The following is a 24,951-nucleotide window of genomic DNA, read 5'->3' on the forward strand; positions in this document are numbered from 1 at the left end:
TTGAACACTAAAGAATACATATCATCCGGAATTATAGAATCTTATATTCTAGGCCATGCTTCTCCTGAGGAAGCAGGGATTTTGGAGTGTGTGATGAAGAATAATGCTGAAGTAAAAACGGCTTTTGAAGAAGCACAGAAAACTTTGGAAAGTCTTGCTACAGCACAGGCTATAACACCTCCAAGCGATTTGAAATCTAAGATTTGGAATAAAATTCAACAGGAACAAACTGTTGAAGAAATACCTCCTATTCTTTCGGCGGATATTACTGAAGCAAAAGATCAGACAGAAATTAGCACAGGCAGGCAGAATATTCAGGGAAATACCCATTGGAAAACCTATGCAATAGCGGCTTCCGTATTGTTCCTTGTGAGTGTTGCCGGAAATTTATTCTGGATGAATACTCAATCTGACAATCAAAAGGAAATGTCTCTGCTGATTGCAGATCAACAGGCTAAGGATCGGGAAATGCAGAAAATGAATCAGAAGCTTGACATGTTCTCCAATCCTGATATGCAGATGGTGATGCTGAAAGGAGTAGAAAAGCATACGGATGCAAAAGCAATGGTTTTCTGGGATAAAAAAACAAAAGAAGTCTATCTGAATGCAGAAAAGCTTCCTAAAGCTCCTACTGGAATGCAGTATCAGCTTTGGGCTATTGAAGATGGAAAACCGGTAAGTGCAGGAATGTACACTGAGGATAAAGACAGCAGGATTGCTTTGGCCAATATATCAAAAGCTCAGGCTTTTGCAATTACTCTTGAAAAAGAAGGCGGAAGTACAGTACCTACTATGGAAAATATGTTTGTAATGGGCGGAATTTAATTCCACCCATTTTAATTTGTCTTTCTGTAATTATAGACCGCAAGACTGTTCAGAACAACAGCAAAGCCTATCAGATAGAAGAATTCAGTTTTTATTTCAGAGAAATGACTTCCTTTCAGTACAATGAGCCTTACTACTTTGATAAAATGGGTTACAGGGGTAAGATTTGACATCTTCCGGGCCTAGTCAGGCATACTTTCCGTATTGGTGAAAAAGAAATTCAGTGGTCTGATTTGTATTAAAAAAACAAAGAAGCAGATACTGTTCTACTTCTTTGTATAAAATATGATTATAGACGTATAATTTAGTTTGTGACTACCCCAATTCTTGCTTTCACAGGAATGTTGTAGGTATTCAGGCATGGAGTCTGTCCATGGAAATCAAAATCAATATTGACTTCCGGTCTGAAAATCAGACAATGGGTAGATCCTCCAAAATGGAATGTCCCGATAGGATCTCCTTTTTTAACATGGTCGCCTTCTCTCACTGTAATTTCACAGCTGGAAACTTCTGCCATACCAATCGCTACGAAACACATCAGGCCTATTTTCTCATTGTCTGACTGGATGAAGATCAGGGCGCGGGCGGCAAGTTCTGTAATATACCCCTGAGAATCATTGGGACCTGAAGGGTCATATCCTTCAATAGGAGCTTCAGCGTAATAGGTTCCCGGAACATTCTGAATGGCTACAATGATGCCATCTACAGGGCTGTTCCATCTATGATAGGTTTTAGCACAAAGAAATGCCTGGTAAACAGTACTATTATCCCCAAATTTCTGTGCTAGTTCATGATGGTTCATTATATCCAGTAAAGAATAAGGCTGTCCTTTCATCCAGAATTTATCTTTCATCTGGGCATTGGTGACACAATTGTAAGGAGCTGATTCGCATGCATTAACAATGACCGAAGGGTCTTTATCTTCCTCACTTACTTCTCTTACCCCAGGATTGAATTGTCTGGTAAAAAAATCATCCCAGCTCTTGAATCCAAAATAAGGCTGATGAGGCTGGCATTGATAATTATAAATGAAATTTTGCAAAGGATCTTCAGGGCTATTTCCCTTTCCTCTCAAAGGATCCATGGCAGCAATAGCTTCTAAAGCTTGTGGAGAAAACCAGCCTAGAGGATTGGTATAATCCGGTTGCGGCTGATTCACAGGACCATTTACAAGTACATATTGTGATGCCGGAGATTCCAGGAACTTCTTCCATTCTCCCAAAATAACACTTAGTTTTTGATTAACTTCCGGATGAAGAAATGTTAAATATCCTGCCTGAGTTCCCATAGCCCAGTCTACGATTGCATTTATGGGAAATCCTACCAGTCCTATATTATCTTCTATCACGCTGTAGCAGGGTGCTTCCTGTAAAACCTGATTGATAATAAGAAGCATGGTCTGGAAATCTTTTACAGGCTCATTATAGCCTTGTGGGATCTCATCATACATGCTGGTGAAACTCATATACAAAATAGGATCATTATATATAGCGTTCTTAAGATCATCTACAGCCGGATTCATAGGAAGTCTGCTGTTTTTGGCCTGATGTACTTTTTTCTCCAGCCAGCTATTCAGAAACTTTCTGTCTGAGGGAAGCCACTTCCCCACTCTGTATTTTACATGGTTCATAATAGGAGTGTTTTGAGGTTGTTTTTTACGTTCAATGATACTATAAAGTTACCTCTATTTATAAAAAGTGACAATAGTATTTCTACCTAATGTGATATACGTAGAAATACTTAAAATCTCATTTAAAAACTGGAAGGAACTTGTGTTTAATATAAAATAAAGCAGAGTGAATTTTATTCACTCTGCTTCCTCAACCTGTTAAAAATGTAAAATATGAATATGAAAAAATACGGTGTAGTTTATATTGGAGATGCCTTCAGCATCAAATCATGCAAATCTGTATTTTTAATAAAGGGCTGTAAAAGTTCATTTCCAGGACCATACGCTACTACTTCCACATAATCTCCGGAGTGATCCATACTGATCCATCCTACAGAATTTCTGCTTTTCTGGATTTCTGAATAGAGCTTGAAAGGCAGCTTTTTATAATTATACAACCCTGCATCCTCTTTTTCAAGCCCGTTGTAAAAGCTCATCAGATGCTTGGCTTCATCATCATTCAGAATAATTTTATTGCCCTCATAAATCCAGTCTTTAATATCTTTCATCGAATACTCTTTTTGAATCTTATTCAGAATATATTCATTGGTATATTGATAATCTGAAATGCTGTTAAAATTCTTTGTAGCATCGTTTCCGTAGATCGTTCCCGGATTGGCATTTCCATGGTCTGTCGTAATGATGACCAGGGTATTTCCATCTTTTTCTGCAAAATCCATTACCGCTTTTACGGCTTCATCAAATGCCAGCTGATCATGGATGAGTGCGGCTACATCATTAGCATGTGCAGACCAGTCTACTTTTCCGCCTTCTACCTGAAGAACAAAACCATTGGGGTGTTCTTTCATCTGATCAATGGCCGTTTTTGCCATTTCGGCAAGAGTGGGTGTGTTTTTGTATTCCGGAAGGTGAGCTCTGTCAATACTGTAAGGTAAAGCACCTGTATTAAAAATTCCTAAGAGTTTCTCCCCTTTTTTGATTTCTTTCAAGTCCTTTTGTGTTTTCAGAACTCTGTATCCTTTTTTACTGTAGACAGAATAAAGGTCTTTTTTGTCTTCTCTTTTTGCAGGATTAAAGAATTCATCTCCACCTCCTAACAAGACATCCAGTTCCAGTTCGGCATACATTTCTGCTATTTGAGGTTCTGCATTTCTTTTGGAAGAATTTATACAGAAACCTGCAGGAGTGGCATGGGTAATGGTTACTGTGGTCACACAGCCTGCTTTTTTCCCTGCTTTTTTATATTTCTGCCATATAGGAAGATGCTTTTCACCATTAGCTCCCATGTTCAGAACTCCGTTTTTAACTCTTATTCCACCTCCGAAGGCTGAGCTCGCCGCCGCAGAATCTGTGACAATAGAGCTGGCTGAGGCGGTGTCCATCAGAGCGCGGGTCACTTTTTTCTCCTGATATAAATTCATCCAGTGACTTCCTTTTCCCAAAATATTGCGGGAATATAAATCTGCCATAGAGAGGGTCCCAAGACTCATCCCGTCACTTACCATAAAGATGATATTCTTTGCTTTTCCGGCATGCGGTTTTTCAATATTCCTCCCAAAACTCCAGAGATCTGATGGTGATAAAGTCAATAACCCTGAAAGTAATGCTGAACCTTTTAGAAATTTTCTTCTGTCCATATTGCTGTAAAAATAATGCTGCAAGATATTGTATTTAATTTTTTATCGTAACATTGTTGCATTAATTAAAGGTTAATTTTAAATATTTTCTGGAAAAGGATCTTCAAAATCCTGTTTCTTATCAAATTGCTCTTTTTCGTAATCATTAATAAGGCAGCTTTGAAGGTCGGATAACATTTGATCTTTATCCAGGTTCTGACCAATAAATACAAGTTCATTGATTCTGTCACCCCAGTTTTTATCCCATCTGCTTTCAATGAATTTCTGATTTTCTTCAAAAGAAGAATACTGTACTCTCTGATGCATCGGCATACTACTCCACCAGACACCTGCCTTTTCCAGACGGAAAGAACCTCCTGCCTGAGAAAAATTCAAAGCATCATCGGGTCTCGATGCCAGCCAAAACAAACCTTTCGCTCTGATGGCTCCTTCCGGATAATGATGAGTAAGATATTGCCATAGTCTAGCAGGATGAAAAGGTTTTTTGTCTCTGAATACAAAAGAACTTATACCATACTCTTCCGTTTCAGGAGTATGATGTTCAGCCTGTAATTCCTTTTGCCAGCCGGCAGAAGATTGCGCTTTATCAAAATCAAAGAGCTGGGTATTTAAAATCTGATGTGGATTGATCTTGCCAAATTCCGAATGAAGAATAGCAGCATCAGGATTTAATTTCTTGATAGCAGCTGTTAAAAAACCAAGGGTCTCAACATTGATAAGATCTGTTTTATTTAAAATAATAACATTAGCAAACTCTATCTGATCCGTAAGAAGATTGACAATGGTTCTGCAGTCACCCTCCATATCAGTAAGGTTACGATCTGTCAGAAGTTCATTAGAGCCAAAATCTTTCATAAAGTTGAAACAATCAACTACCGTAACCATTGTATCTACATAGCTGAAACGGGAAAGATCAATACCACTTTCTTCGTCAATATAAGTAAAGGTTTGGGCAACCGGAATAGGTTCGCTTATTCCGGTACTTTCAATCAGAAGATAGTCAAAACGATTTTCGTGAGCGAGACGTTCTACTTCTACCATCAGGTCTTCGCGAAGTGTACAGCAGATGCATCCGTTGCTCATTTCTACCAGCTTTTCTTCTGTTCTTGAAAGCGTGTTTTGATTTTCAATAAGACGTGCATCAATATTGACCTCACTCATGTCATTCACAATCACAGCTACTTTTAAGCCTTGCTTATTATGCAGGATGTGGTTCAATAATGTGGTTTTGCCAGCTCCCAAAAAGCCGCTGAGCACCGTTACAGGAAGTTTCTTAGTCATGTATCTTAATGTTTATGATGTTTAAAATTGATGATATGACCTGCAATTAAACCAGCAGTTCCAACATAAATCAGAGGAATATGAATCTCAAATATCAGATCTGTGAGTACAGAGATGAAGATAAGGCTCACAGATATCCAAAATAAAAATTTCAACCAGCGGCTTTCCATCTTTTTAGTTACCCGGAATACAACCACAGCACCTATACAAAGAAAAATCAGATCGATATAAGGGTTATGCGATATTCCTAAAGGAACAATCAGTAATAATGGAAAGACAATACAATGAATCAGGCATAAAACGGCAGCGGAGATTCCTACAGCATCAAGAATTTTTGATTTCATAATAGTATGGGATTAATTTTCTTATCGTAACTTTGTTGCAAAAGTATAGATAAAAAACTTAAATAACGCAACTTTGTTGCATTAAAATATGAAACAGGTCAGAAATACCCATGCTAAAACTGAGATTTTAAACCTTATTAATAGTTCAGATATAGCGCTTACCCACTCTGATATTCAGAAAAAATTGGGAGATCTCTGCAATAGAGTAACCATTTACAGAGTATTGGAAAGGCTTGAAAATGAAGGGGCTGTACACAAGATCGTCAATATTGACGGAGTGGTGAATTTTGCAAAATGCAGTGGAAAATGTACACATGAAAAGCATTTTCACAATCATGTTCATTTCAATTGTAAGGAATGTCATTCTGTAACATGCATAGAAAATGCGATTCCAGAAATCAGCTTGCCTGAACATTTTATTGCGCAGGAGTATAACTTCATTATCAGCGGAATTTGCCCGAAGTGTGCTGATGCTTAGAAATATAAAAAGTAAAAAGGTAAAAAAGCGAATTTGCTGATCTGCCTTTTTACTTTTTAGACTATTGTTATAAAGAAGAGATATATACTTCTATTTTGGTACCGTCATAATTGAAAGTGCCATCAGAATTCTTTTTACCCAATACCCATTTCATATCTACAGGGACAGACCATGCCGATCCTAATGAAAATCCATTAACAGATCTTATTTCATTTCCGTTTCCTGTGGTAATTGCTGAATGAAAAAAAGTTTTATCGATAAGTCTGTAGAAACCAATCGCTTTTCCTGCAGGAATAGGTGAATATCCGTCCCATTTTTCTCCTGCCGGATAATTAAATAAGGTTAACCATTTTTGTCCAGCTGATTCTGCCAGTTGAGAAGGACTTATCCTGGCTCCGCGCATATACAAAGCGTAGGCAACCACGTCATGACATACTCCACTGTTATATTTCGAGATATTCTCTGCTCCTGAGAGAACGGCATGAGCAACGGGTGCTCTTTCGGCAAGGGATAGCTGAGCCTTCCTGGCTCCTTCCGGTGTTATAAATGACATATTGTAATATTTTGTTTGGTAGTGTAAAGATACAGCTTTAAAATTTAATCACAATTGTAGGAAAATTATATCTGTTTATTAAATTTTGGCTAAAGCCTTTGTTGTGAACAATAATAAAATAAACGGGCTGAAGCCCGCCTCTAGTGATATATAAATCATCTGAAAATTTCACTCTTAATAATTGTAAATATTCAATAGGAACGAAATTTAGTCTGTTTTAATAATAAGAATAAAATCCTATGGCTTCAGCCAAAATTTAGAAGGTATTAAGTTTTGGCTGAAGCCTTTATCGAAAACAAAAAAATAAGCGGGCCTTAGCCCGCTTCTATTGATATGAATGATTAACAATTTATTTAACAATAAAACATGCATTCGTAGCTGAAAAGCTTTCCATCTTTAAAGGTAAAAATAAAGAGTCCCGCATCCCCATTCTGAATGTGATATTCGTGGGGGGAAGAAATCCATCGCGCAGAAAGCATATCACCAAAACGGGTTACAAAATTCTTTTCATCATAATTGGAATCCATACGCTCATTTCCTAAAACCAAAGCTTCACCATTGCTGAAGGACATTTTGTAAATACTTCCGGAAACTTTCCCTTTATATTCTTCAAAAGCAATAATGATATTAGGGTTTTTATAAAAATATTGAGGCTCCCAGCCGCATTCCGGCATATTGGGAATATCTTTAGCTTTCGACATCTGCAGTTGTTTCACCTGTGCATCCGTGATTTTCCCATCAAATAGTTGGGTCTCCTTCCATATGAAATGCATATTCAAGGCTTTTAGCTTTTTTTCATAAGCTTCTGTTCCAGGTTTTTTTGCAAATTGATCTGCCAGAAGAAGTTCAAAGTCAATATCTATTTTGGGATTTTCTACCCCTGCATTTGCATAAGATTCTTTCCAATATTGTAAGGCCTGTTTAAGATTTTTCTCTTCCAGCCATGCAATTTCACGCAATCTTCCAACCTGAGTGAGTTCCTTTTCTTTGTTTTTGCCTTTCGCTGCCAGATATTCTTTCAAAACTTTATCGTAAGTAAGTTCATTACCCAGATATTTCATTTGGATATATTCAGGATTTTCGTGGAAATGATCGCCAATATAGACCCAGCCATCCTGATATAAAGGAACATAATCTATACAGGCCATTTCATTTAAAGCAGCCCTTCGTGTTGCTGGGCTTTCGGTTGTAGGGGCTTTCCGTACACGAAGTTCAGACACCTGTATATAAAAATGCGGACATTGCTGTCCTTGTGATCCCCGATAGAAATACTGAACCGGTTCGCCGGAAGATTTTTTGCCACGCATGGTCTTTTGTAAAGGCTGACGGTCTATAAAACCAATATCACCATTACTTACCTGCACTTTATATTGTGTTTGGGTGGAATCTAATAGGTAAACAGGAGCCTCGGTAGAAAATATTCCTAAAAGATCCTTATTATTTCCATTTTCGCGATAGAGATGTCCCCATTCTGAGGTATATACCGGATGTGCTCCGGCACTCTGAGCCTTGATATTGTAAAAGCAGCACTGAATAATACCGGCTGCCAATAGTATCTTATTCAACATATTGTAATTTGTATTCGCAAAAAATTTCATGTCTTTTGCAGGTGGATTTGTTATTGTTTGTATGGTTATTCCTTCAAAAATACTGAAAAAAGAGTGCTTGTCCTAAAGTTATCGTTATTCAGAATGGGTATAAATTCCATCCTATTCACCGGCTTCCGTTGGGTAACGTAAATAAAAATACTATTTTTATCGGCCAAAAAAGGAAATACTAATTATGCCGACTGATGCTTCTCATAAGCTGATTCCGATGACCACTTTCGTGCTTGAATATTATTCACACGAAGGATATGCCGATCTTCAGATTTTAAATCTGATGAATAACTATGCCAATTTTTTAAAGAAGAATTTGACTCTTGGGATGTTTGTTCCTGTAGACCGTGAAGGAAATGTTCTGAAAGAACCTAAAAATTATGCTGAATGGAAATCTCTTGATCATAATGATGGAAAAAGAGATAATATTGCGGGGTTTGAAGAATATGGTGAATACCAGAAGGCTGAACAGAACTGTATGTTTGAAGGCTTTAAAGTAGATTATAACGGCTATTCAAAAGTGCGTATCATTGCTTCTTATGATCCTTCTATAGAACTGTCTTTTAATAAAAGTGACCTGATCCCTTCAGGATTCATTGATGTAGAATCACTTACTGTTTTTGATGATATCTTTTTAACTTCCAGTGCGTTAGGCGCGATTGGCATCAAAAGATAAATTGAATTTCCGACCCCATATACTTATTAACCAATTACTTTGTTGTTGATTTCTTCTTAAACTCAGAAGGAGACATTTCTTTATACCCTTTGAAAATCTTATTGAAGTGGCTGGCATCATTAAACCCCAGTTTATCTGCAATTTCAGTGATGTTATAATGACTTTGGAGTAAAAGTTTTTCTGCTGTTTTTATTTTATGCTGCATCATATGCTGCTGTATGGAAAAACCCGTCTGTTTTTTAATGTAAATACTGATATAATTCGGGGAAAGCATAAATTCTTGGGCTAGGCTTTCAATTTTCATTTTATCCGCATCCAAAGCATTCACATTGATATAATACAAGATCCTTTCAATTCTGCTTACATTTTGTGTGATCAAGTTTTTGGTGGTGTCATTGTCCATCGTATTTCGGATCAGAATGGTAATGATGCCTGAAAAAAGATCGGAAGTAATCTCTTTATTATACGTGTTTTTATGGCTGAACTCATACAAAAGAATCCGGGCTAGCTGCAGCAGGTGTTGTCTATCCGTTTTGCACTTGATCACCGATTCATAAACAAAAGATTGGTCTTCCATCAAAAGTTGAATAACCTTTCTAAGTTCATTTTTTTTATGAGATAAAAGGTTCTCCCAGATATACTGTTCTGTAAATTTTATGTAGATGAAGCATGTTTTACTTGTAATGGAAAATTCATGACCATCACTGGGCCTGAGAAGAAAAACATCTCCTTTTTTGTAAGGGAAAGTAACACTGTTGAGATGATGAAATCCTTTTCCATTTTCTATAATAATCAGTTCATAAAAGTTATGGTTGTGATATTCTACATCCCAGGTTTCCTTTTCAATACTGAAAACATTAAAAGTGTTGAAATTGACGATTCGCTTCATAGAAGAATGGATTTTTACAAATTTACCATTAATTTTTACAATAAATGATGATGGGTTATTCATCAATTTTGTCCTATCAATACATTCAAAATGAAATATATAAAACAATCCGTATTGTTGCTTGCATCAACAATTGTTCTGATGTCCTTTTCTGACCATCATGATAAGGATAAAAGACAAAAAAAAGCTGATCATGAAACACAGACTTCTAACAAAAAATACTGGCCTAATGGGGCTCAATTGGTTATTTCTGTCTCTATACAGTTTGAAACAGGAGGACAACCAGAGGGTGCTGAAAGTCCTTTCAGTGGAACTCCCCTTCCTAAAGGGCAGCCAGATCTTCCGGCTGAAAGCTGGTACCGTTATGGAGGAAATGAAGGAATTTACCGGATGCTGGATTTATGGAAAAAATATGACATTAAAGTAACATCTCATATCGTAGGAACAGCTGCAGAAAGATATCCAGAAGTGGCCAGAGCTATTGCAAACGGAGGCCATGAGATTGCGGCTCATGGTATTGCCTGGGACAATCAATGGAATAAAAATTACAAAGACGAACTGAATTTTGTGAAGCAAGGTGTAGATGTTGTTGAAAAGATTACAGGACAGAAAGCGGTAGGTTATAACTGCAATTGGCTGAGAAGAGGTCCCAATACCCTTAAAGTATTACAGGAACTCGGCTTTTTGTATCATATAGATGATGTAAGCCACGATGAACCTTTCGTGACCAAAGTAAAAGGGAAAAACTTTGTGGTGATTCCCTATACATTACGCAATAATGATATTGTCAATATTGAAGGGAAACACTGGAGTCCCGATCAGTTTTTGGCACAATTGAAATTTGAGTTTGACCGCCTTTATGAAGAAGGAGCCTCAAAGAGAAGAATGATGAGTATCAGCTTTCACGACAGAATCGGGGGAACACCCGCAATGATGCATGCAATGGAGGCATTCATCAAATATACCAAAGAAAAACAAGGTGTAGTCTTTATGAGAAAAGATGATATTGCCAAAATGGTGATGAATGATCCCGATACTCCTGTTGATAACAGTGAAGAAAAATATAATAAGTAAGTAAACTGGAGGCTGAAAGAAGGATGTTATAGAAGTCTTGAAAATATTTTTAAGACCAATATAATTTCCTGCCTCCAGCTTCCTACACCCAACCTAAAAAAACGCTATGAATACAAAAACAGCCTATTTTTTCCTCCGCGTGTCTATGGGAATCAACCTTTTAGGACACGGATTGGTTCGTCTCGTAAAACTACAGGACTTTGCATCAGGAATGATGAAAGGTTTTGAAACAAGCTGGCTTCCACAGCCATTGGTGCATCTGTTTGGAGTTACACTCCCCTTTTTGGAATTTATAATCGGATTACTGTTAATGATTGGTTTTAAAACCCGTATCGCCACTATGGCCGGAGCTTCTCTGATTATCTTGTTGCTTTTTGGAAGCAGTACTGTCGAAAACTGGGAAGCAATGGGAATTCAGATGATCTATGCAGGGTTGTTTTACATTCTGATCAGCAGAATAGATGACAATTATCTGGCTTTAGACAGGAAATGATAAAAGCAAAGAAAGCGATTAAGGCTGGGAAAAGAAAGATTACAGAGAGAATAAAAGAAGTATATTATTCGAAAATTGTTAGCTTTTCTTTCCCGGCTTTTTTACATCATCAGAGATTATGTTACAACTTCCATAGATTCTGCTACTCTATTTTTATAATTATGCCCGAATTTTGCATCATAAATAATAACGACTGAAGATATTGTATTTATTTTCAACGCAATACATAACCCTTAAAAATAGAAAACAATGCAAACTATATTAGGAGCCAATGGGCAGATTGGCGAAGAACTGGCAAGAGAACTGAAAAGAAATTATACCTCAGACATTCGTATTGTCAGCAGAAACGCTAAAAAAGTAAATGATACTGACACCGTCTTCTCTGCCGATTTATCAGACAGAGAAAAGGCGATTGAAGCCGTGAAAGGAAGTGAAATTGCTTACTTTACCCTTGGACTTCCTATGGATATTGATCTGTGGGAAAAGCAGTTCCTGACAATCTTGAGAAACGTCATTGAAGCTTGTAAAATCAATGGTACCAAACTGGTATTTTTTGACAATACCTATATGTATCCTCAAGATCAAAAGGTGTTAACGGAACAAACAGGATTTGATCCCGTAGGAAGAAAAGGAATTGTAAGAAAAAAAATGACGGACATGCTTTTGGCAGAGATGCAAGCCGGAACAATAGAAGCTGTCATCTGCAGAGCTCCTGAATTTTATGGTCCTGGAAAGACACAAAGTATTACCAATAGTCTTATTTTCAATGCCATTAAAGAGGAAAAAAAACTGAAAGTTCCGTTAAGAGATGATAAACTTCGAAGCCTGATCTGGACTCCGGACGCAAGCCGCGCAACCGCTTTAATCGGAAATACTCCGGAGGCTTATGGACAGACATGGCATTTACCGGTAGATGATCATAAACTGACCTACAAAGAATTCATTGCATTGGCCTCTCAGATTTATGGAAAAGAATTCAAATATTCTGTAATTCCGAAGCTGGCTTTTACCATAGGATCTTTATTCAATAAAAACGCAAAAGAGCTGCAGGAGCTTCTTCCGAGATATCAATATGACAATCTCTTTGATGATTCAAAATTCCGGAAAAAATTCCCGGAATTTCGGATAACCACTTACAGACAGGGAATCGAACAGATTAAAAAAGAACAGCAAACGACAAAATAATCATCTTAAAAATAAGTAACTTAGAAATTCCATTACCACATCCGAAGGGCAAAACATTCCTCTCCTCTGGAGGATGGCAAAAATTTAAAGAATTTTTGGCAGGGTGGTTAAAAAAAGAAATAAAATGAAAACTCCCGAAAAAGTAACCTCCATCACAGCGCTACACAAGTATCTGAAGTTGAAAAGACCTTCCAATCCTTTGATCAGTGTATTTGATTTTAATGAAGTGAATGTAGATCCGGAAACTATTCTGAGTGCGGTAACTACAGATTTTTATGTGATTTCCATTAAAAAAGACTGTGCAGGAAGATGCAAATATGGGCAGCATTATTATGATTTTGAGGATGGAATCATGTATTTTATTGCTCCTCATCAGGTTCTGCAGTTTGAAGATATCCTGCTTTCTGAGGTTAGGGGAAATGTACTTGTTATTCACCCCGATTTCCTGCAGGGATATCCGTTGTCTTCTGTTATAAAAGAGTATGGCTATTTCTCCTATACGGCCAATGAAGCGTTGTATCTCTCCGAAAAAGAAGAAAAATCTGTAACGGATATCATGGATAATATCAATAGGGAGATTGAAGCCAATATGGACGGCTTTACTCAGGATTTATTGGTATCCAACATTGATTTGCTGTTAAAATACTGTGACAGATTCTACAACCGTCAGTTTTTAACCCGAAAAAAAGTAAATCATGACCTTTTGACTCAGCTGGAAACGTTACTTGATGATTATTTTAAAAATGAAAAGCTGTTGATCAATGGGATTCCCACTGTACAGTTCGTAGCAGCACAAATGAATATAAGCCCTAATTATCTGAGTGATATGCTGCGGGTTCACACGGGACAGACCACACAGCAGCATATTCAGAACAGAGTGATTGAAAAGGCAAAAGAACTGCTTTCTACCACCGCAATGTCCGTTTCTGAAATTGCCTATAATTTAGGATTTGAACATCCTCAGTCTTTTCACCGCTTATTTAAAAACCAGACCGCTGTTTCTCCTTTAGAATTCAGAAAATCTTTTAATTGATATGACCATCATGAAAAATATACTGTTAATTGTAACAAATGTAAACCAATATGCCAATAGTAACCTTAAAACAGGATTATGGCTGAGCGAGCTTACCCATATTTATCACAAGGCAAAAGAAAAAGAATGGCAAATTACCATAGCTTCTCCTAAAGGAGGAAACACTCCTGTTGATCCGGAAAGTCTGAAACCAATGGTGCTTGACAGTATCTCAAAGGGGTATTATGATAATCCGGAATTTATGAATGAGCTGGCTCATACAAAAAGTCTTGATATGGTAAAAAATGAATCCTTCGATTGTATTTATCTTACGGGAGGACACGCAACCATGTATGATTTTCCTGATAATACTACTTTGCAGGAGATTCTCAGAGATCAATATGAAAGCAATAAGATGGTTGCTGCGATCTGCCATGGAGTCGGAGGATTACTGAATGTAAGACGTTCCGATGGAGAGTATATGATTAAAGGTAAAAATATCACCGGATTCGACTGGTTTGAAGAAACATTGGCAAGAAGAAAAAATGAAGTTCCTTTTAATCTTGAAGAAGCTCTTAAACAGCGAAATGTACATTACAGAAAAGCATTTATTCCTATGACTTCCAATGTTGTGGTTGATGGTAATTTGATTACCGGACAAAATCCGTTTAGCTCTAAAGAAATGGCTAAAGTAGTAGTTTCTGAACTTGAGAAATAGATATTCATGTAGAAAGCAGCTATGAATATTTTACTATATTTGTTTTAATTCTATGGGATTTATGGGGAAAAGAAACGGATTATGGCAGTATATACAAGTATTTAATGTATTTTTAATGCTCATCCATTTGTTGATCCTAAAAACAGAAAGCACCAGCTTTTCTACGGTGGAAATAAAGAGTCAATACAGCCTGAGAGAGACTTCCCATAAAAAATGCAACAAGATTTTTCTTGAAGAAAATAACAAGACTCCCATAAAATGCAATAGTAATTATTGTTCTGGTTTTTCTCTGTTTTTTACCGCTTCTTTTCATTCTTTTGCATTTGAAAAATTTATGGATCTTGAAATCAATAATCGCCATTTTCTGTATGATGATCCACCCTATTCTTCATTTTTTAATTCTATCTGGATTCCTCCGAAAATATAATTTCAGATCGTATTATTTTACCGATCTCTGAAATTTATATAAGCAACCTTATTATCTAAACCAGAATTACATGACCAGCTGCTGTTCATGGCTTTGCCGTGGTGATGTAATTAAAAAATGAATTAAAAAAATAATGAAAACAATACTATCAAACCTCGAAAAAAACACTAATAACATCTTTATAATATGCAGAATATTAATTGGACTATTCTTCTTTATAGCAGGTTTCAACAAACTTTTCCATCCTATTTTCCAAGGATATATGTTCAATACCATCAGTACGATAGGATTTCCTTTTCCTCAGTTTACCGCCAATTTCACCGCTTTTTGTGAATGTATATTTGGCTTATTTTTAATGCTCGGCTTTTGGACAAGAATAAGTTCTGTATTTTTAATCATCATTATCCTTGTTGCTTTATTCACACATGATCTAAGCTCAATTCCTAAGGAACTTATTCCCATCAAACCTGAAACCGGAGTGTATGAAATGGATCCTTTTACATGGCTGAGCTATTTTCTTTATCTGCCTCAGACATTGTATCTCCTATTTTTGCTTCTGTTCTTATTTCAGGGATGTACAGGGTTTGGACTTGATACTTTCCGAAAAACCAGAAATAGTTAATGATTATAAACAGCTCTCTTTTGGGGAGCTGTTTTTTTTTTTGAAAATCGCAAGGGTGCAAGGATTTTCTAAATTTTATTTATGATTTTTAAGGCGCAAGAAAATCGAAAATTTTCAGCAAGTGAAGATTGTGTTTTTATAATAGATTAAAGTGATTCGCATGTTTTTACATCAACATCTGCTTGATTTAAATAATCTACGAGAGTTTTAAAGTATACAGTGTTAATTTTATCGCAGATATAATCCTTGCGCCTTATTGCAGGCTTTTTTGATGTCATTTTGCGCCTTTGCGTATCCAAAACATTCTCATTTAAAAAAAATAAAAAACGCAAAGTTTTAATGGTTTCAGATTTTTACTAAAAATGAGTAATGATATAATGTCAACAGACTGTATCATTGATTTTCCCCTATGCTGCCTCAAAATAAAGTAAAACATTAAAATCTTTACGTTAAAATACGCTTTTTACAAAGCTTGATTATTATCGGTTTCTTATGATAAAATTGATTTCGTTATCGTAACAAGACTCATTAAGATTACTACTATTCCTACCACAACAAACATTTTCTTCGTTGGAAGTTTTGAGGTAAGCATTGCCGAAAAAGGAGCCGTAAAAACGCCACCCAGCAAAAGACCCAACACAATATTCCAGTGATGAATTCCAATGGTAAAAATGAAGGTAATAGCACTTGTAATGGTCAATAAAAACTTGGCAACAGTAGAACTTCCCACTACATAACGGGGAATCCTTCCCTCTTTGATCAAGGTTCCGGTCACCAATGGCCCCCAACCGCCTCCTGCAAAGGAATCAATAAAACCACCTACCAATCCCAAGACTCTGAGATTAGTTCTGCGTTTCACCTTACCTTGCCCTGATTTTTTATCTTTGAATGCATTTCTTAAGATATTGATTCCAAGGTACAATGTGTAGCAGGCAATAATAGGTTTTACAATATGAGCATAATGTTCGCCATAATGAGACAGCGTTAAAGCACCGATAACAGACCCTACAATAGCCAGCGGGAACAAGACCCATACCATTTTTTTATTAACATTTCCCAGTTTATAATGACTGAAACTTCCGGCAGCAGTAGTAAAAGATTCCGCAGAATGAATGCTTGCACTTACAACAGGTGGCGGAACATTCAGCAGTAAAAGAATTGTGGTACATATTACGCCATATCCCATTCCCATAGATCCGGCAACAATTTCTGCCATAAAACCTGCAAACAGCATCCAGTAAAAAATATGCCCATCTTTATTCAGAAAATACTGAATATCACCGGAAAGATTGAACTGGTACACCACAAGTCCAAATAATCCAAAAAGGAGCAAAACTCCAATAATGGCAAGGTAAATATTAGCTTTTCTCTGAGCAGTTTTGGTAATATTGATCAGCTTTTCAATTTCCATGTCTGGTTTTGCAGCAACTTTTCCGTCTGACAGATATTCTGTAGTAATTTTGTTGAGTTCTTTCACCTTATAATTGAAATCTCCGGTGAGCTGATTGCGAATATTCTGCATATTATCCAATACATGATCCATTTCATCAGGAATAACTTCCGTAAAGGTTTCCCTTAATCTTTTAGCAATGGTTGGAGATTTTCCGTTGGTGGAAATGGCAATTTTGAGACTTCCCTTTTTAACAATAGAACCTAAATAAAAATCACACAAATCCGGCTTGTCTGCAATATTGACCAGTACATTTTTTTCCTGGGCTTTTTCTCTGATCTCTCCTGCCAAAACAATATCGTTCACTGCAATAATGGCGAGATCGGCATCATTAAAATCATGGTCATCATATGCTCTTTCATGCATTGTTATATTGGAAAACAGATTTTGTAAGGTTCTTACCTCAGGAATAATCTCTTTTGCCACCAGTTTGATAGACGTCTCCGGAGAATTCCCCAATACGGATTCCAGTTTTTCAAGAGCGACCTTGCCACCGCCGATGATCAGCAGTGACAGGTTTTCAAGTTTTAAAAATATGGGATATAATGAATTACTCATCCTGATTACAGTTTTAAATCATAAGTAAAAGCGAGATAATATAGTCCTCCGATTTCAGGACCTGCTGCATACTGGAAATAACGACGGTTCAGTAAATTGGTGGCTCCAATTTTAATATTCGCACGAATTTCAGGAAGCTTCCATGTGGCCTGAGCATCAATCGTGTAATAAGCCGGAATTGCTCCTGATGCTAAAGGACTTTCCCACATAAAGCCACTCTGCCATCTTGCCACAAGGGTAAACCCTATATTTTTAACAATTTCTCTATTTCCTACACTTACATTTACCATCCATTTCGGGGTATTGAAAGCGGTAATAAACAGGTCTGAAGAATTGTTGGAAGCAAGATCATTATAAGAAACATTGGTATTCACATTATAATTTCCTGTGATATTATAACGAATTCCTAAAGAGGTTCCATAGCTTTTGTACGTATTGTTGCTGTTGGTATAAACTCTATATCGGTCCTGTTTGCTTCGGTCCAACATAGCAAGAACAGCAGTGTTACTTCCTACCTGGCTGTTTTTAGGAACTGCTACTTCTACCTGTCCAAGGAACCCTTCGTAAATGTTATAATAAAAATCCCAATCCAGCACAAGTTTATTATTGAAAAAAGTAGACTTATACCCTACTTCAAATGAATTGATTTTTTCCGGCTGTAACTTCTGCAGATTGGCTACTGTTAAAAGCTGTTTGTTGTCCTGAGCTGCCTGAGCCTGGGTTTTTCCGGCATCTACATCTGCATTTACTGCTGAAGTGAATCTATCAATGGAAGCTAATGTGTAGGAATTCTCCAGATAGCCTAATCCATCATTTACTTTTGAAAGACCTCCCACTCTTCTTACATTTCCGTTGTTTACAAAAGAAAGTGCTTCAAATAGGGATGGAAAACGATATCCGTTCTGAAAAGAAGCTCTGAAATTATGCTCTTTCACCGGAGAATAAACAATACTGATTCTCGGATTTAATTTGGCTTCAAATTCAGGATTTCTGTCGATCCGTAAAGCAGCGTTGATTTTTAATTTATCATTAAAGAAAAGCTTCGTAATCTGAGCAAAAGCTCCATATTTCTGATAAATAACATCTTTCCCAAAGGTGCCGTTGGCTAAAGGAATGTTTCTTTCATTCACAGGACGGTCGAAATCAACAAAATTGTTTCCATCCGGAGTAATACTGTACAAACGGTAGTCTACACCCGCAAGAAGGTTGAAGATCTTCACAAACCTGCTGAAATCGTAGGTAAGTTCGCCCTGATAGAAACGGGATTTCTGTTCAAGTTTTGCTCCTCCCGTTGCCGGAGCTCCTGCTACGCCTCCATTGGCGGAATCCCAGTTGTTGATTCCGATAATGGTATTTTTCAACTGTTCAAAGGCTGCAGTTCCCGGTACGGCTCTGTTTTTATCTGCCTGTTGGCGAGCAAGAATAAAAGCTTCATTAAGATTGGCTCCTGCATTCAGATTATTCTGAAGAGCTGTTTGGAATATATTTCTCCAGTTGGTATTGGAAAGATTGGTGAGATCAAGATTATCTGCCAAAGGTTTCAGATTATAAGAATCTCCTGTATTTTCTATCGAGACATAAGCCCTGAAAGTAAGTTCCTTTCCTGTCAGTTCTATTTTGTGGTTCTGAACAGTAGCATTTTGCAAACGGATTTTATTTCCTCTCTGGAAAGTTCCGTCCAGTAAACCATAACGATACACGTAAGATGTTCTCCACTGATCTCCGAAACGATAATACAATCCCGCATCAAACTTGATATTTTTCACATCCGGACTTACAAGATCTTTCTCCAGATATCCTGTTCTTGAAACATTAAATGTAGTTGGTTTCCCATTATAGTCTACTTTTACAGCTACACGGTTGTTTCTTTCGTCACCGTATTTATTCCAAAGGTCTTCCGCCGGATTATTAACCAAAGCAAAATTAGGATTTGCTGTAACCAAAGATCCTGGATTCTGATCAGTCAAATTGTTGGAGATCCAGTCTGTTCCGCTGAAATAGGATGCATTAACTTTTACCGCAAAGTTTTTATTGATGACTTTTGCAAAACGAATGGCACTTTCTCCCAGAGAACTTATTTTATGGTTAGCATTGTCTACATGATTCACCCCGCCACGGAAATAAAGGCTTATTCCTTCAGAAGTAAACGGATCTTTGGTCTGTAAACTTGCCAATCCGTTGATGGCATTCATCCCGTACAATGCTGAAGCGGCTCCGGGAGTGACTTCCATAGACTGGATGTCGAGTTCTGTAGGACCTATTGCATTTCCCAATGGCACTCCCAACGTTGCCGACTGTACATCTACCCCGTCTACCAACTGCATGAATCGAAAATTATTAGGTGAATTGAAACCTCTCGAATTAGGAATTTTCAACGTAAGACTTGAGGTTAAAAGCTGAAGTCCTTTTACATTTTCCAGTGTTTCATAGAAAGAGGCAGCCGGACTTTCTCTGATGGTTTTAATATCAATTTTTTCAATGGCAATCGGTGATCTTAATATTTTTTCCGGAACTCTGGAGGCAGAAATTACCACATCATCAATGATGGTGTTCTGTGGATTAAGACCTATCGTTATTTTATTGGAAGGAGAAAGGATTTCAACGGTTTGACTGCTAAAACCATCTTTCTGAACAACCACTCTGAAGGGAATGGTAACTCTTGTTCTGATTTTGAAGTTACCTAAATGATCTGTAAATGCGTTATTCTGTGTATTTTCGATCTGTACTTTTACGGAGTCAAGACCTTTTCGTGTATCTGTATTTTTGATGCTTCCGCTAAGCTCTATAAGCTGCTGCTGTGCTTCTGCGAAGTTAAAGAATAGAAATGTGAATGCAATAATACCTGCTTTTGGTAGAAAATTTCCCTGCTTTTTGTTTTTCATTTTTTCTTCATTTTTTTAGGTTGAGAATGAAGCTGTCTGAATTTTTTAAATAAAACATAAAAGTTTTTAAACCATTAAGAATTGATAAGATTTTAAGGTATTTAAGAGTGCTTCGTATTAAAGAACAGGTCTTAAAAAATCATTTGATTTTACCTTAACTTTCCTTAATAACTTTAATTCCTTAATGGTTTGATTTATTTAAGTGGTGAACTAAGATGCTTTACTATTTCAAACAGCTTTGTTTGTATTGTTATTTTGAGAATCAACAACACATACACATTCGTCCGCCTAAATGAAGAGGTTTAGTTTTTTTGTTTTTTTTCAGATCATAATGAAAATTAGCCATATAATTAATTTAAGGTATGTAAGTAACGGTATGAAAAATCACCAAATGTTTCCTCTGCAAGTCTTTTCTGTACATAAATCCCGAAAAGTTCATCCAGCGTGGTCAAGATTTCTTCTTCACCAATATTTTCTTTAAATTTTGTGTTCAGCCGCATTCCTAAACGGTCTCCTCCGATGTGAAGATTATATTTGCCATAAGCTGTTCCCACAAATCCTATTTCAGCATTGGGAGATCTTCCGCAGCCGTTAGGACAACCTGTCATACGAATGGTAATATCATCTTCCAGCAGACCATATTTTTCAAGGATAGGTTCTATTTTTGTGACCAAAGAAGGCAAATAACGCTGTGCTTCCGCCAAAGCCAATGAACAGGTATTCAGGGCCACGCAGGCAACAGAATTTTTACGCAGGGCGCTTGCTCCATCCGTCTCATCTGAAATTCCATGTTCTTTTAAAATATGTTCAATTTCAGGTTTATCTTTTTCGTCAATATCAGCCAGAATAAGGTTCTGGTTACAGGTAAAACGGAAATTGGCTTTGCCTGTCTGTGCGATTTTTAATAATCCTGATTTTAAAGGATATTCTGCTGTATTAAGTATTCTTCCGTGCTCTACAAATACCGTATAAAACCATTTTTCTTCGTGATTCTGAATCCAGCCATAGCGGTCTTTTCGCTGTTCAAACTTAAATTCTCTGGCAGGTTCAAAACTGAATCCTGTTCTCTTTTCTACTTCAGCTCTGTACTGATCGATACCCAGTTTATCAATCGTGTATTTTAATCTTGATAATTTTCGGTCGCTTCTGTTTCCGAAGTCTCTTTGAACCGTGATGATTTCATAGACAGCCTTCAATACTTTTTCTTCGGTATCTACAAACCCAAGAATGGATGCAAGACGTGCGTAAGTGGCTTCATTACCGTGGGTTGCTCCTAATCCTCCTCCTGCAGCAATGTTATAACCAATAATTTGATTGTTTTCAATAATAGCGATTAAGGCAATATCATTGATGAATACATCTACATCATTATTGGGCGGAACGGCAATTCCTATTTTCAGTTTTCTGGGAAGATATCTGTCCTGATACAGTGGATCTTCTTCTGCTTTACGGTCTACCAGAAGTTCATCATCAATCCAGATGTCATAATAAGATTTAGTTTTTGGAAGACACATTTCACTGATTTTTCCAGCGAGTTCGTAGGCTTCCTTGTGCAAAGGTGATTCCGAAGGATTCGCTGTACAGGTTACATTCCTGTTGACGTCACCACACGCTGCAATAGAATCCAGATGCTGCAGATTGAAACTCTGAATGGTAGGTCTTAACTGAGATTTTAAAATACCATGCAGCTGAATCGTTTGTCTTGTCGTTACTTTTATAGTTCCTGTAGAATGATCTTCAGCGGTTTCATTCAATCCCACCCATTGTTCCGGAGTTAAAAAGCCACCGGGAAGCCTTAGTCTAATCATGTAAGAATACAGCCATTCCAGTTTTTTGGAGACACGCTCTTCCCTTCGGTCTCTGTCGTCCTGTTGGTACATTCCGTGAAATTTAATCAGAGTCTGGTCATCTTCTCTTATGGCTCCGGTGAAGTTGTCTGCAAGGCTCTCTTTTAAAGACCCTCTGAGTCCGTTACTGCCGGTTTTAATCCTTTCTACAGGTGAAAGGTTTTCTTTATCATTGTTCATAATTGTTTCCTTTAATTTTTTACGAGTACTTCTTTATCCCATTTAATAAACATCTTTGGAATATCTGCCGCTAAGCTCCATTTCTTCCAGATAAAGGACTGCATCTTCTTTGCTTCTTTTTCCTTCATTCTGAATGATTGTGAGAAGTGTCTGTTCTACATCACGAGCCATTGGTTCCTTGGCTCCACATACATATACCGATGCTCCTCCTTCCAACCAATAAAACACTTCCTGAGCCTTTTGTTCCAGTCTGTGCTGCACATATACTTTTTCAGCTGTATCTCTCGAAAATGCAAGGTCTAAATGCGTCAGACTGCCCGTTTTAAGAAAATCCTGAAGTTCAGCCTGATAGAGAAAATCTGATACAAATTTTCTGTCCCCAAAAAATAGCCAGTTTCTTCCTTCTGCCCCTGTGGCATCACGCTCCCAAAGGAAAGATCTGAATGGAGCGATCCCTGTTCCGGGACCAATCATAATAATGTCTTTATCAGCTTCCGGCAGTTTGAAATGTCCTGCATCCTGAATATAAAATTCAACGTCTTCACCTTCTTTGAATTCGCTCAGGAAACCACTGCATAATCCGTTGTGTTTCTGATGGTCAATAAAGAACTCCGATTTAGCGACAGTAATATGAATTTCAGTATCGCCATGCGCTTCCACAGAGGAAGAGATTGAATACAAACGAGGTGACTGAGCGGTTAATATCTGAATGATTTCCTCAAATTCATCTGCATTTTTTACAGGATAAATCCTAAGCAGATCGAGAAGGCTTAATCTTACTTCCGGAATGGAATGGCCCGTTATTTTTGCATACTGAGCAACCACAGATTTAAGCAGATAACTGATGTTAAGGTGTTTTTGTAAAAGTTCTTCAGCGGTATCTGTAATTTTTGCTGTTTCTATCTTTTTTTGAGGATCAATTCCTGTAAGGGTAATAATTTCATCTACTATAGATTTTGAATTGAAAGGAATTAATCCTAACGCTGCACCCGGCTGATAAGCCAGCGATTCTTCTGTTTCAATTTCGATGTGATACGTTTCTTTTTCAGAAGTAATATCGTTCAGATTAATGATTGCCGAAACTTTTCCCTGGTATTTCTTTCTTCCGGCAGAAACCTTTGGAGCTGAAATACTTTTTGTAGTCTGACCAGCATTTTTATTGACTGTCTCGAATACATGTTCTATCCAGTGTGAAGCTTCCTGTTCATAATCAATATCACATTTCTTTAACGGAATGATACGCTGAGCTCCCAATATTTCAAAGCGCGAATCTACATCTTCTCCGGTTTGGCAGAACAAAGGATAACTGCTGTCTCCCAACGCCAGTACTCCATATTTTAGTCCGCTAAGATTAATTTCATTTTCATAAATATAATCATAGAACTTTTTGGCCAGCGCTGGCGGTTCGCCTTCTCCCTGAGTGCTGATGACTACAAAAAAGAATTCTTCTTTCGCCAAATCTTTAGGCTTGTATTGGGAAAGGTCAGCCAGTTTTACCTGAAGTCCTTTTTTCTTAACAATACTTGCCAGAGCAGTAGCTAGTTTTTTACTGTTTCCGGTTTCTGTACCGTAAGCCAGCGTTATTTTCTTTACCACATTCTGTATAATAGTATTCGTTTCCTGTGGTGGCAGAACGGCTGTGGATGATGACCCTCCAGCAATTCCGGCCAAATATCCGCTAGCCCAGATGGCTTCTTCTCTGGAGAGATCTCCAGATATTTGTTTTAATACGTTTAATTTAGTTTCAGACAGCATATTCAAAGAAATTTTGAGTGGTAGGGATTAGACTTCCGTTTTCTACTGATTTGAAATAAAGACCTTCCTGCTCTGCATTTTCAAGCCATGAAAATTCTTCGTGGAGATTCACAATTTTACCCACAACAACCAAAGAAGGTGAAGCAAAGTTCTTATCTCCGAATTTTTCATTAAAATCATCAAATGATGACGTGTAAACCTTTTGGAAAGGAGTCGTAGCCTGTTCAATGACTGCAATTTTTTTATCACCTGAAATCTGAAGGGCTTTCAGCTTTTCTACAAGAGGGGTAAGATTTCCTTTAGACATGTAGAAAACAAGAGTATCATTGGTTAAAGCAAGCTCTTTCCAGTATTCTTCACTCACAATTTCCGATTTATAATACGTCAGAAAACGAACAGATGTAGAATATCCTCTTGCGGTTAAAGGCATCCCTGCAAATGCTGCTGCTCCTAAAGCCGCTGTAATTCCCGGAATAATTTCGTAGGGAATATGATTCTGTTTTAAAGCCTGTAATTCATCCAGAATATTGGAGAATATGGAAACATCGCCTCCTTTCAGTCTTACAATAGTTTTATTCTGAAAGGCATATTCCACCATCAAAGCATTGATATGAGACTGAGGGGTGGACGCATTTTTGCTGCATTCTTTGCCTACATAGATGATTTCTGTGTTTTCATTAACGTAGGTTTCCAGAATTTCCGGACTTACAAGGCGGTCACATAAAATGACGTCTGCTTCTGCAATAGCTTTTATTGCTTTTACAGTGATCAGTTCAGGATTGCCGGGCCCTGCACCGATAAGGTAAACCTTTGGTGATTTTATATTTGTTTTCATTG

The 24,951-nt window shown here is 37.3% G+C and carries 23 protein-coding genes; 9 read left to right on the plus strand and 14 right to left on the minus strand.

The genetic code is table 11. From position 1 onward, the window contains the following. Nucleotides 1-825: an anti-sigma factor gene (locus AC07UM_RS16640; RefSeq protein WP_494684198.1), complete on the plus strand. Its 825-nt coding sequence runs from the start codon at nt 1-3 to the stop codon at nt 823-825. An 11-nt stretch (nt 826-836) separates the two neighbouring features. On the opposite strand, the gene AC07UM_RS16645 is transcribed toward AC07UM_RS16640, so the two are convergent. From AC07UM_RS16645 to AC07UM_RS16665, 5 genes are all read right to left on the minus strand, one after another. Next, a complete protein-coding gene (locus AC07UM_RS16645; RefSeq protein WP_494684199.1) occupies nt 837-998 on the minus strand; it encodes a hypothetical protein in 162 nt (53 codons plus the stop codon). Between the two features lie 131 nt (nt 999-1,129). Beyond that, nucleotides 1,130-2,455: a phosphatidylserine decarboxylase family protein gene (locus tag AC07UM_RS16650; RefSeq protein ID WP_494684200.1), complete on the minus strand. Its 1,326-nt coding sequence runs from the start codon at nt 2,453-2,455 to the stop codon at nt 1,130-1,132. Between the two features lie 239 nt (nt 2,456-2,694). Continuing rightward, nucleotides 2,695-4,092, minus strand: coding sequence for an alkaline phosphatase (locus AC07UM_RS16655; protein WP_494684267.1), 1,398 nt, complete (start codon nt 4,090-4,092; stop codon nt 2,695-2,697). Nucleotides 4,093-4,170: 78 nt separating this feature from the next. Continuing rightward, the gene (locus AC07UM_RS16660; RefSeq protein ID WP_494684201.1) at nt 4,171-5,373 is read right to left on the minus strand and encodes a GTP-binding protein; all 1,203 of its coding nucleotides are present in this window, start codon (nt 5,371-5,373) and stop codon (nt 4,171-4,173) included. A gap of 5 nt (nt 5,374-5,378) precedes the next feature. Further along, nucleotides 5,379-5,717, minus strand: coding sequence for a MerC domain-containing protein (locus tag AC07UM_RS16665; protein ID WP_494684202.1), 339 nt, complete (start codon nt 5,715-5,717; stop codon nt 5,379-5,381). Nucleotides 5,718-5,805: 88 nt separating this feature from the next. Between AC07UM_RS16665 and AC07UM_RS16670 the strand changes: the two genes are divergently transcribed. After that, nucleotides 5,806-6,195 carry a Fur family transcriptional regulator gene (locus tag AC07UM_RS16670; protein ID WP_494684203.1) on the plus strand — a complete coding sequence of 130 codons (390 nt, stop codon included), beginning with the start codon at nt 5,806-5,808 and terminating at the stop codon, nt 6,193-6,195. A 67-nt stretch (nt 6,196-6,262) separates the two neighbouring features. Here the strand turns inward: AC07UM_RS16670 and AC07UM_RS16675 are convergent, their stop codons facing one another. Both AC07UM_RS16675 and AC07UM_RS16680 read right to left on the minus strand, forming a co-directional pair. Further along, complete coding sequence (locus tag AC07UM_RS16675) at nt 6,263-6,748, minus strand: hypothetical protein (protein WP_109738887.1); 486 nt, start codon at nt 6,746-6,748, stop codon at nt 6,263-6,265. A gap of 353 nt (nt 6,749-7,101) precedes the next feature. Next, nucleotides 7,102-8,316 carry a hypothetical protein gene (locus AC07UM_RS16680; protein WP_494684204.1) on the minus strand — a complete coding sequence of 405 codons (1,215 nt, stop codon included), beginning with the start codon at nt 8,314-8,316 and terminating at the stop codon, nt 7,102-7,104. Between the two features lie 214 nt (nt 8,317-8,530). Between AC07UM_RS16680 and AC07UM_RS16685 the strand changes: the two genes are divergently transcribed. Next, nucleotides 8,531-9,022 carry a hypothetical protein gene (locus tag AC07UM_RS16685; protein WP_494684205.1) on the plus strand — a complete coding sequence of 164 codons (492 nt, stop codon included), beginning with the start codon at nt 8,531-8,533 and terminating at the stop codon, nt 9,020-9,022. A 34-nt stretch (nt 9,023-9,056) separates the two neighbouring features. On the opposite strand, the gene AC07UM_RS16690 is transcribed toward AC07UM_RS16685, so the two are convergent. Further along, entirely contained in the window at nt 9,057-9,911 is an 855-nt protein-coding gene (locus tag AC07UM_RS16690; RefSeq protein ID WP_494684206.1) for an AraC family transcriptional regulator, read from the minus strand. A 90-nt stretch (nt 9,912-10,001) separates the two neighbouring features. Here AC07UM_RS16690 and AC07UM_RS16695 point away from each other — a divergent pair, with 90 nt between their 5' ends. From AC07UM_RS16695 to AC07UM_RS16715, 5 genes are all read left to right on the plus strand, one after another. Continuing rightward, nucleotides 10,002-10,985: a polysaccharide deacetylase family protein gene (locus AC07UM_RS16695; protein WP_494684207.1), complete on the plus strand. Its 984-nt coding sequence runs from the start codon at nt 10,002-10,004 to the stop codon at nt 10,983-10,985. Nucleotides 10,986-11,091: 106 nt separating this feature from the next. Then, complete coding sequence (locus AC07UM_RS16700) at nt 11,092-11,478, plus strand: DoxX family protein (RefSeq protein WP_494684208.1); 387 nt, start codon at nt 11,092-11,094, stop codon at nt 11,476-11,478. A 249-nt stretch (nt 11,479-11,727) separates the two neighbouring features. After that, nucleotides 11,728-12,663 (plus strand): NAD-dependent epimerase/dehydratase family protein, encoded by a 936-nt coding sequence (locus AC07UM_RS16705; protein WP_494684209.1) that lies wholly within the window; start codon nt 11,728-11,730, stop codon nt 12,661-12,663. A 124-nt stretch (nt 12,664-12,787) separates the two neighbouring features. Next, complete coding sequence (locus AC07UM_RS16710) at nt 12,788-13,696, plus strand: helix-turn-helix domain-containing protein (RefSeq protein WP_494684210.1); 909 nt, start codon at nt 12,788-12,790, stop codon at nt 13,694-13,696. Between the two features lie 10 nt (nt 13,697-13,706). Beyond that, nucleotides 13,707-14,393 (plus strand): type 1 glutamine amidotransferase domain-containing protein, encoded by a 687-nt coding sequence (locus AC07UM_RS16715; protein WP_494684211.1) that lies wholly within the window; start codon nt 13,707-13,709, stop codon nt 14,391-14,393. Between the two features lie 136 nt (nt 14,394-14,529). Here AC07UM_RS16715 and AC07UM_RS16720 read toward each other — a convergent pair whose 3' ends face one another. Then, nucleotides 14,530-14,706 carry a hypothetical protein gene (locus tag AC07UM_RS16720; RefSeq protein WP_494684212.1) on the minus strand — a complete coding sequence of 59 codons (177 nt, stop codon included), beginning with the start codon at nt 14,704-14,706 and terminating at the stop codon, nt 14,530-14,532. Nucleotides 14,707-14,953: 247 nt separating this feature from the next. Between AC07UM_RS16720 and AC07UM_RS16725 the strand changes: the two genes are divergently transcribed. After that, on the plus strand, nt 14,954-15,442 hold the full coding sequence (locus AC07UM_RS16725; RefSeq protein ID WP_494684213.1) for a DoxX family protein: 489 nt from the start codon (nt 14,954-14,956) through the stop codon (nt 15,440-15,442). A gap of 490 nt (nt 15,443-15,932) precedes the next feature. Here AC07UM_RS16725 and AC07UM_RS16730 read toward each other — a convergent pair whose 3' ends face one another. From AC07UM_RS16730 to cobA, 5 genes are all read right to left on the minus strand, one after another. Further along, nucleotides 15,933-17,450 (minus strand): TSUP family transporter, encoded by a 1,518-nt coding sequence (locus tag AC07UM_RS16730; protein ID WP_494684214.1) that lies wholly within the window; start codon nt 17,448-17,450, stop codon nt 15,933-15,935. Nucleotides 17,451-17,455: 5 nt separating this feature from the next. Beyond that, the gene (locus AC07UM_RS16735) at nt 17,456-20,332 is read right to left on the minus strand and encodes a TonB-dependent receptor (RefSeq protein ID WP_494684215.1); all 2,877 of its coding nucleotides are present in this window, start codon (nt 20,330-20,332) and stop codon (nt 17,456-17,458) included. A gap of 350 nt (nt 20,333-20,682) precedes the next feature. After that, nucleotides 20,683-22,359 (minus strand): NADPH-dependent assimilatory sulfite reductase hemoprotein subunit, encoded by a 1,677-nt coding sequence (locus AC07UM_RS16740; protein ID WP_494684216.1) that lies wholly within the window; start codon nt 22,357-22,359, stop codon nt 20,683-20,685. A 42-nt stretch (nt 22,360-22,401) separates the two neighbouring features. Beyond that, nucleotides 22,402-24,114: a diflavin oxidoreductase gene (locus AC07UM_RS16745; RefSeq protein ID WP_494684217.1), complete on the minus strand. Its 1,713-nt coding sequence runs from the start codon at nt 24,112-24,114 to the stop codon at nt 22,402-22,404. Further along, entirely contained in the window at nt 24,104-24,949 is an 846-nt protein-coding gene (gene cobA, locus AC07UM_RS16750; RefSeq protein WP_494684218.1) for a uroporphyrinogen-III C-methyltransferase, read from the minus strand. The genes AC07UM_RS16745 and cobA overlap by 11 nt, the downstream gene beginning before the upstream one ends. Between the last annotated feature and the right edge of the window lie 2 nt (nt 24,950-24,951).

This window comes from Chryseobacterium sp. GW821-FHT04C04 (genome assembly GCF_059420365.1).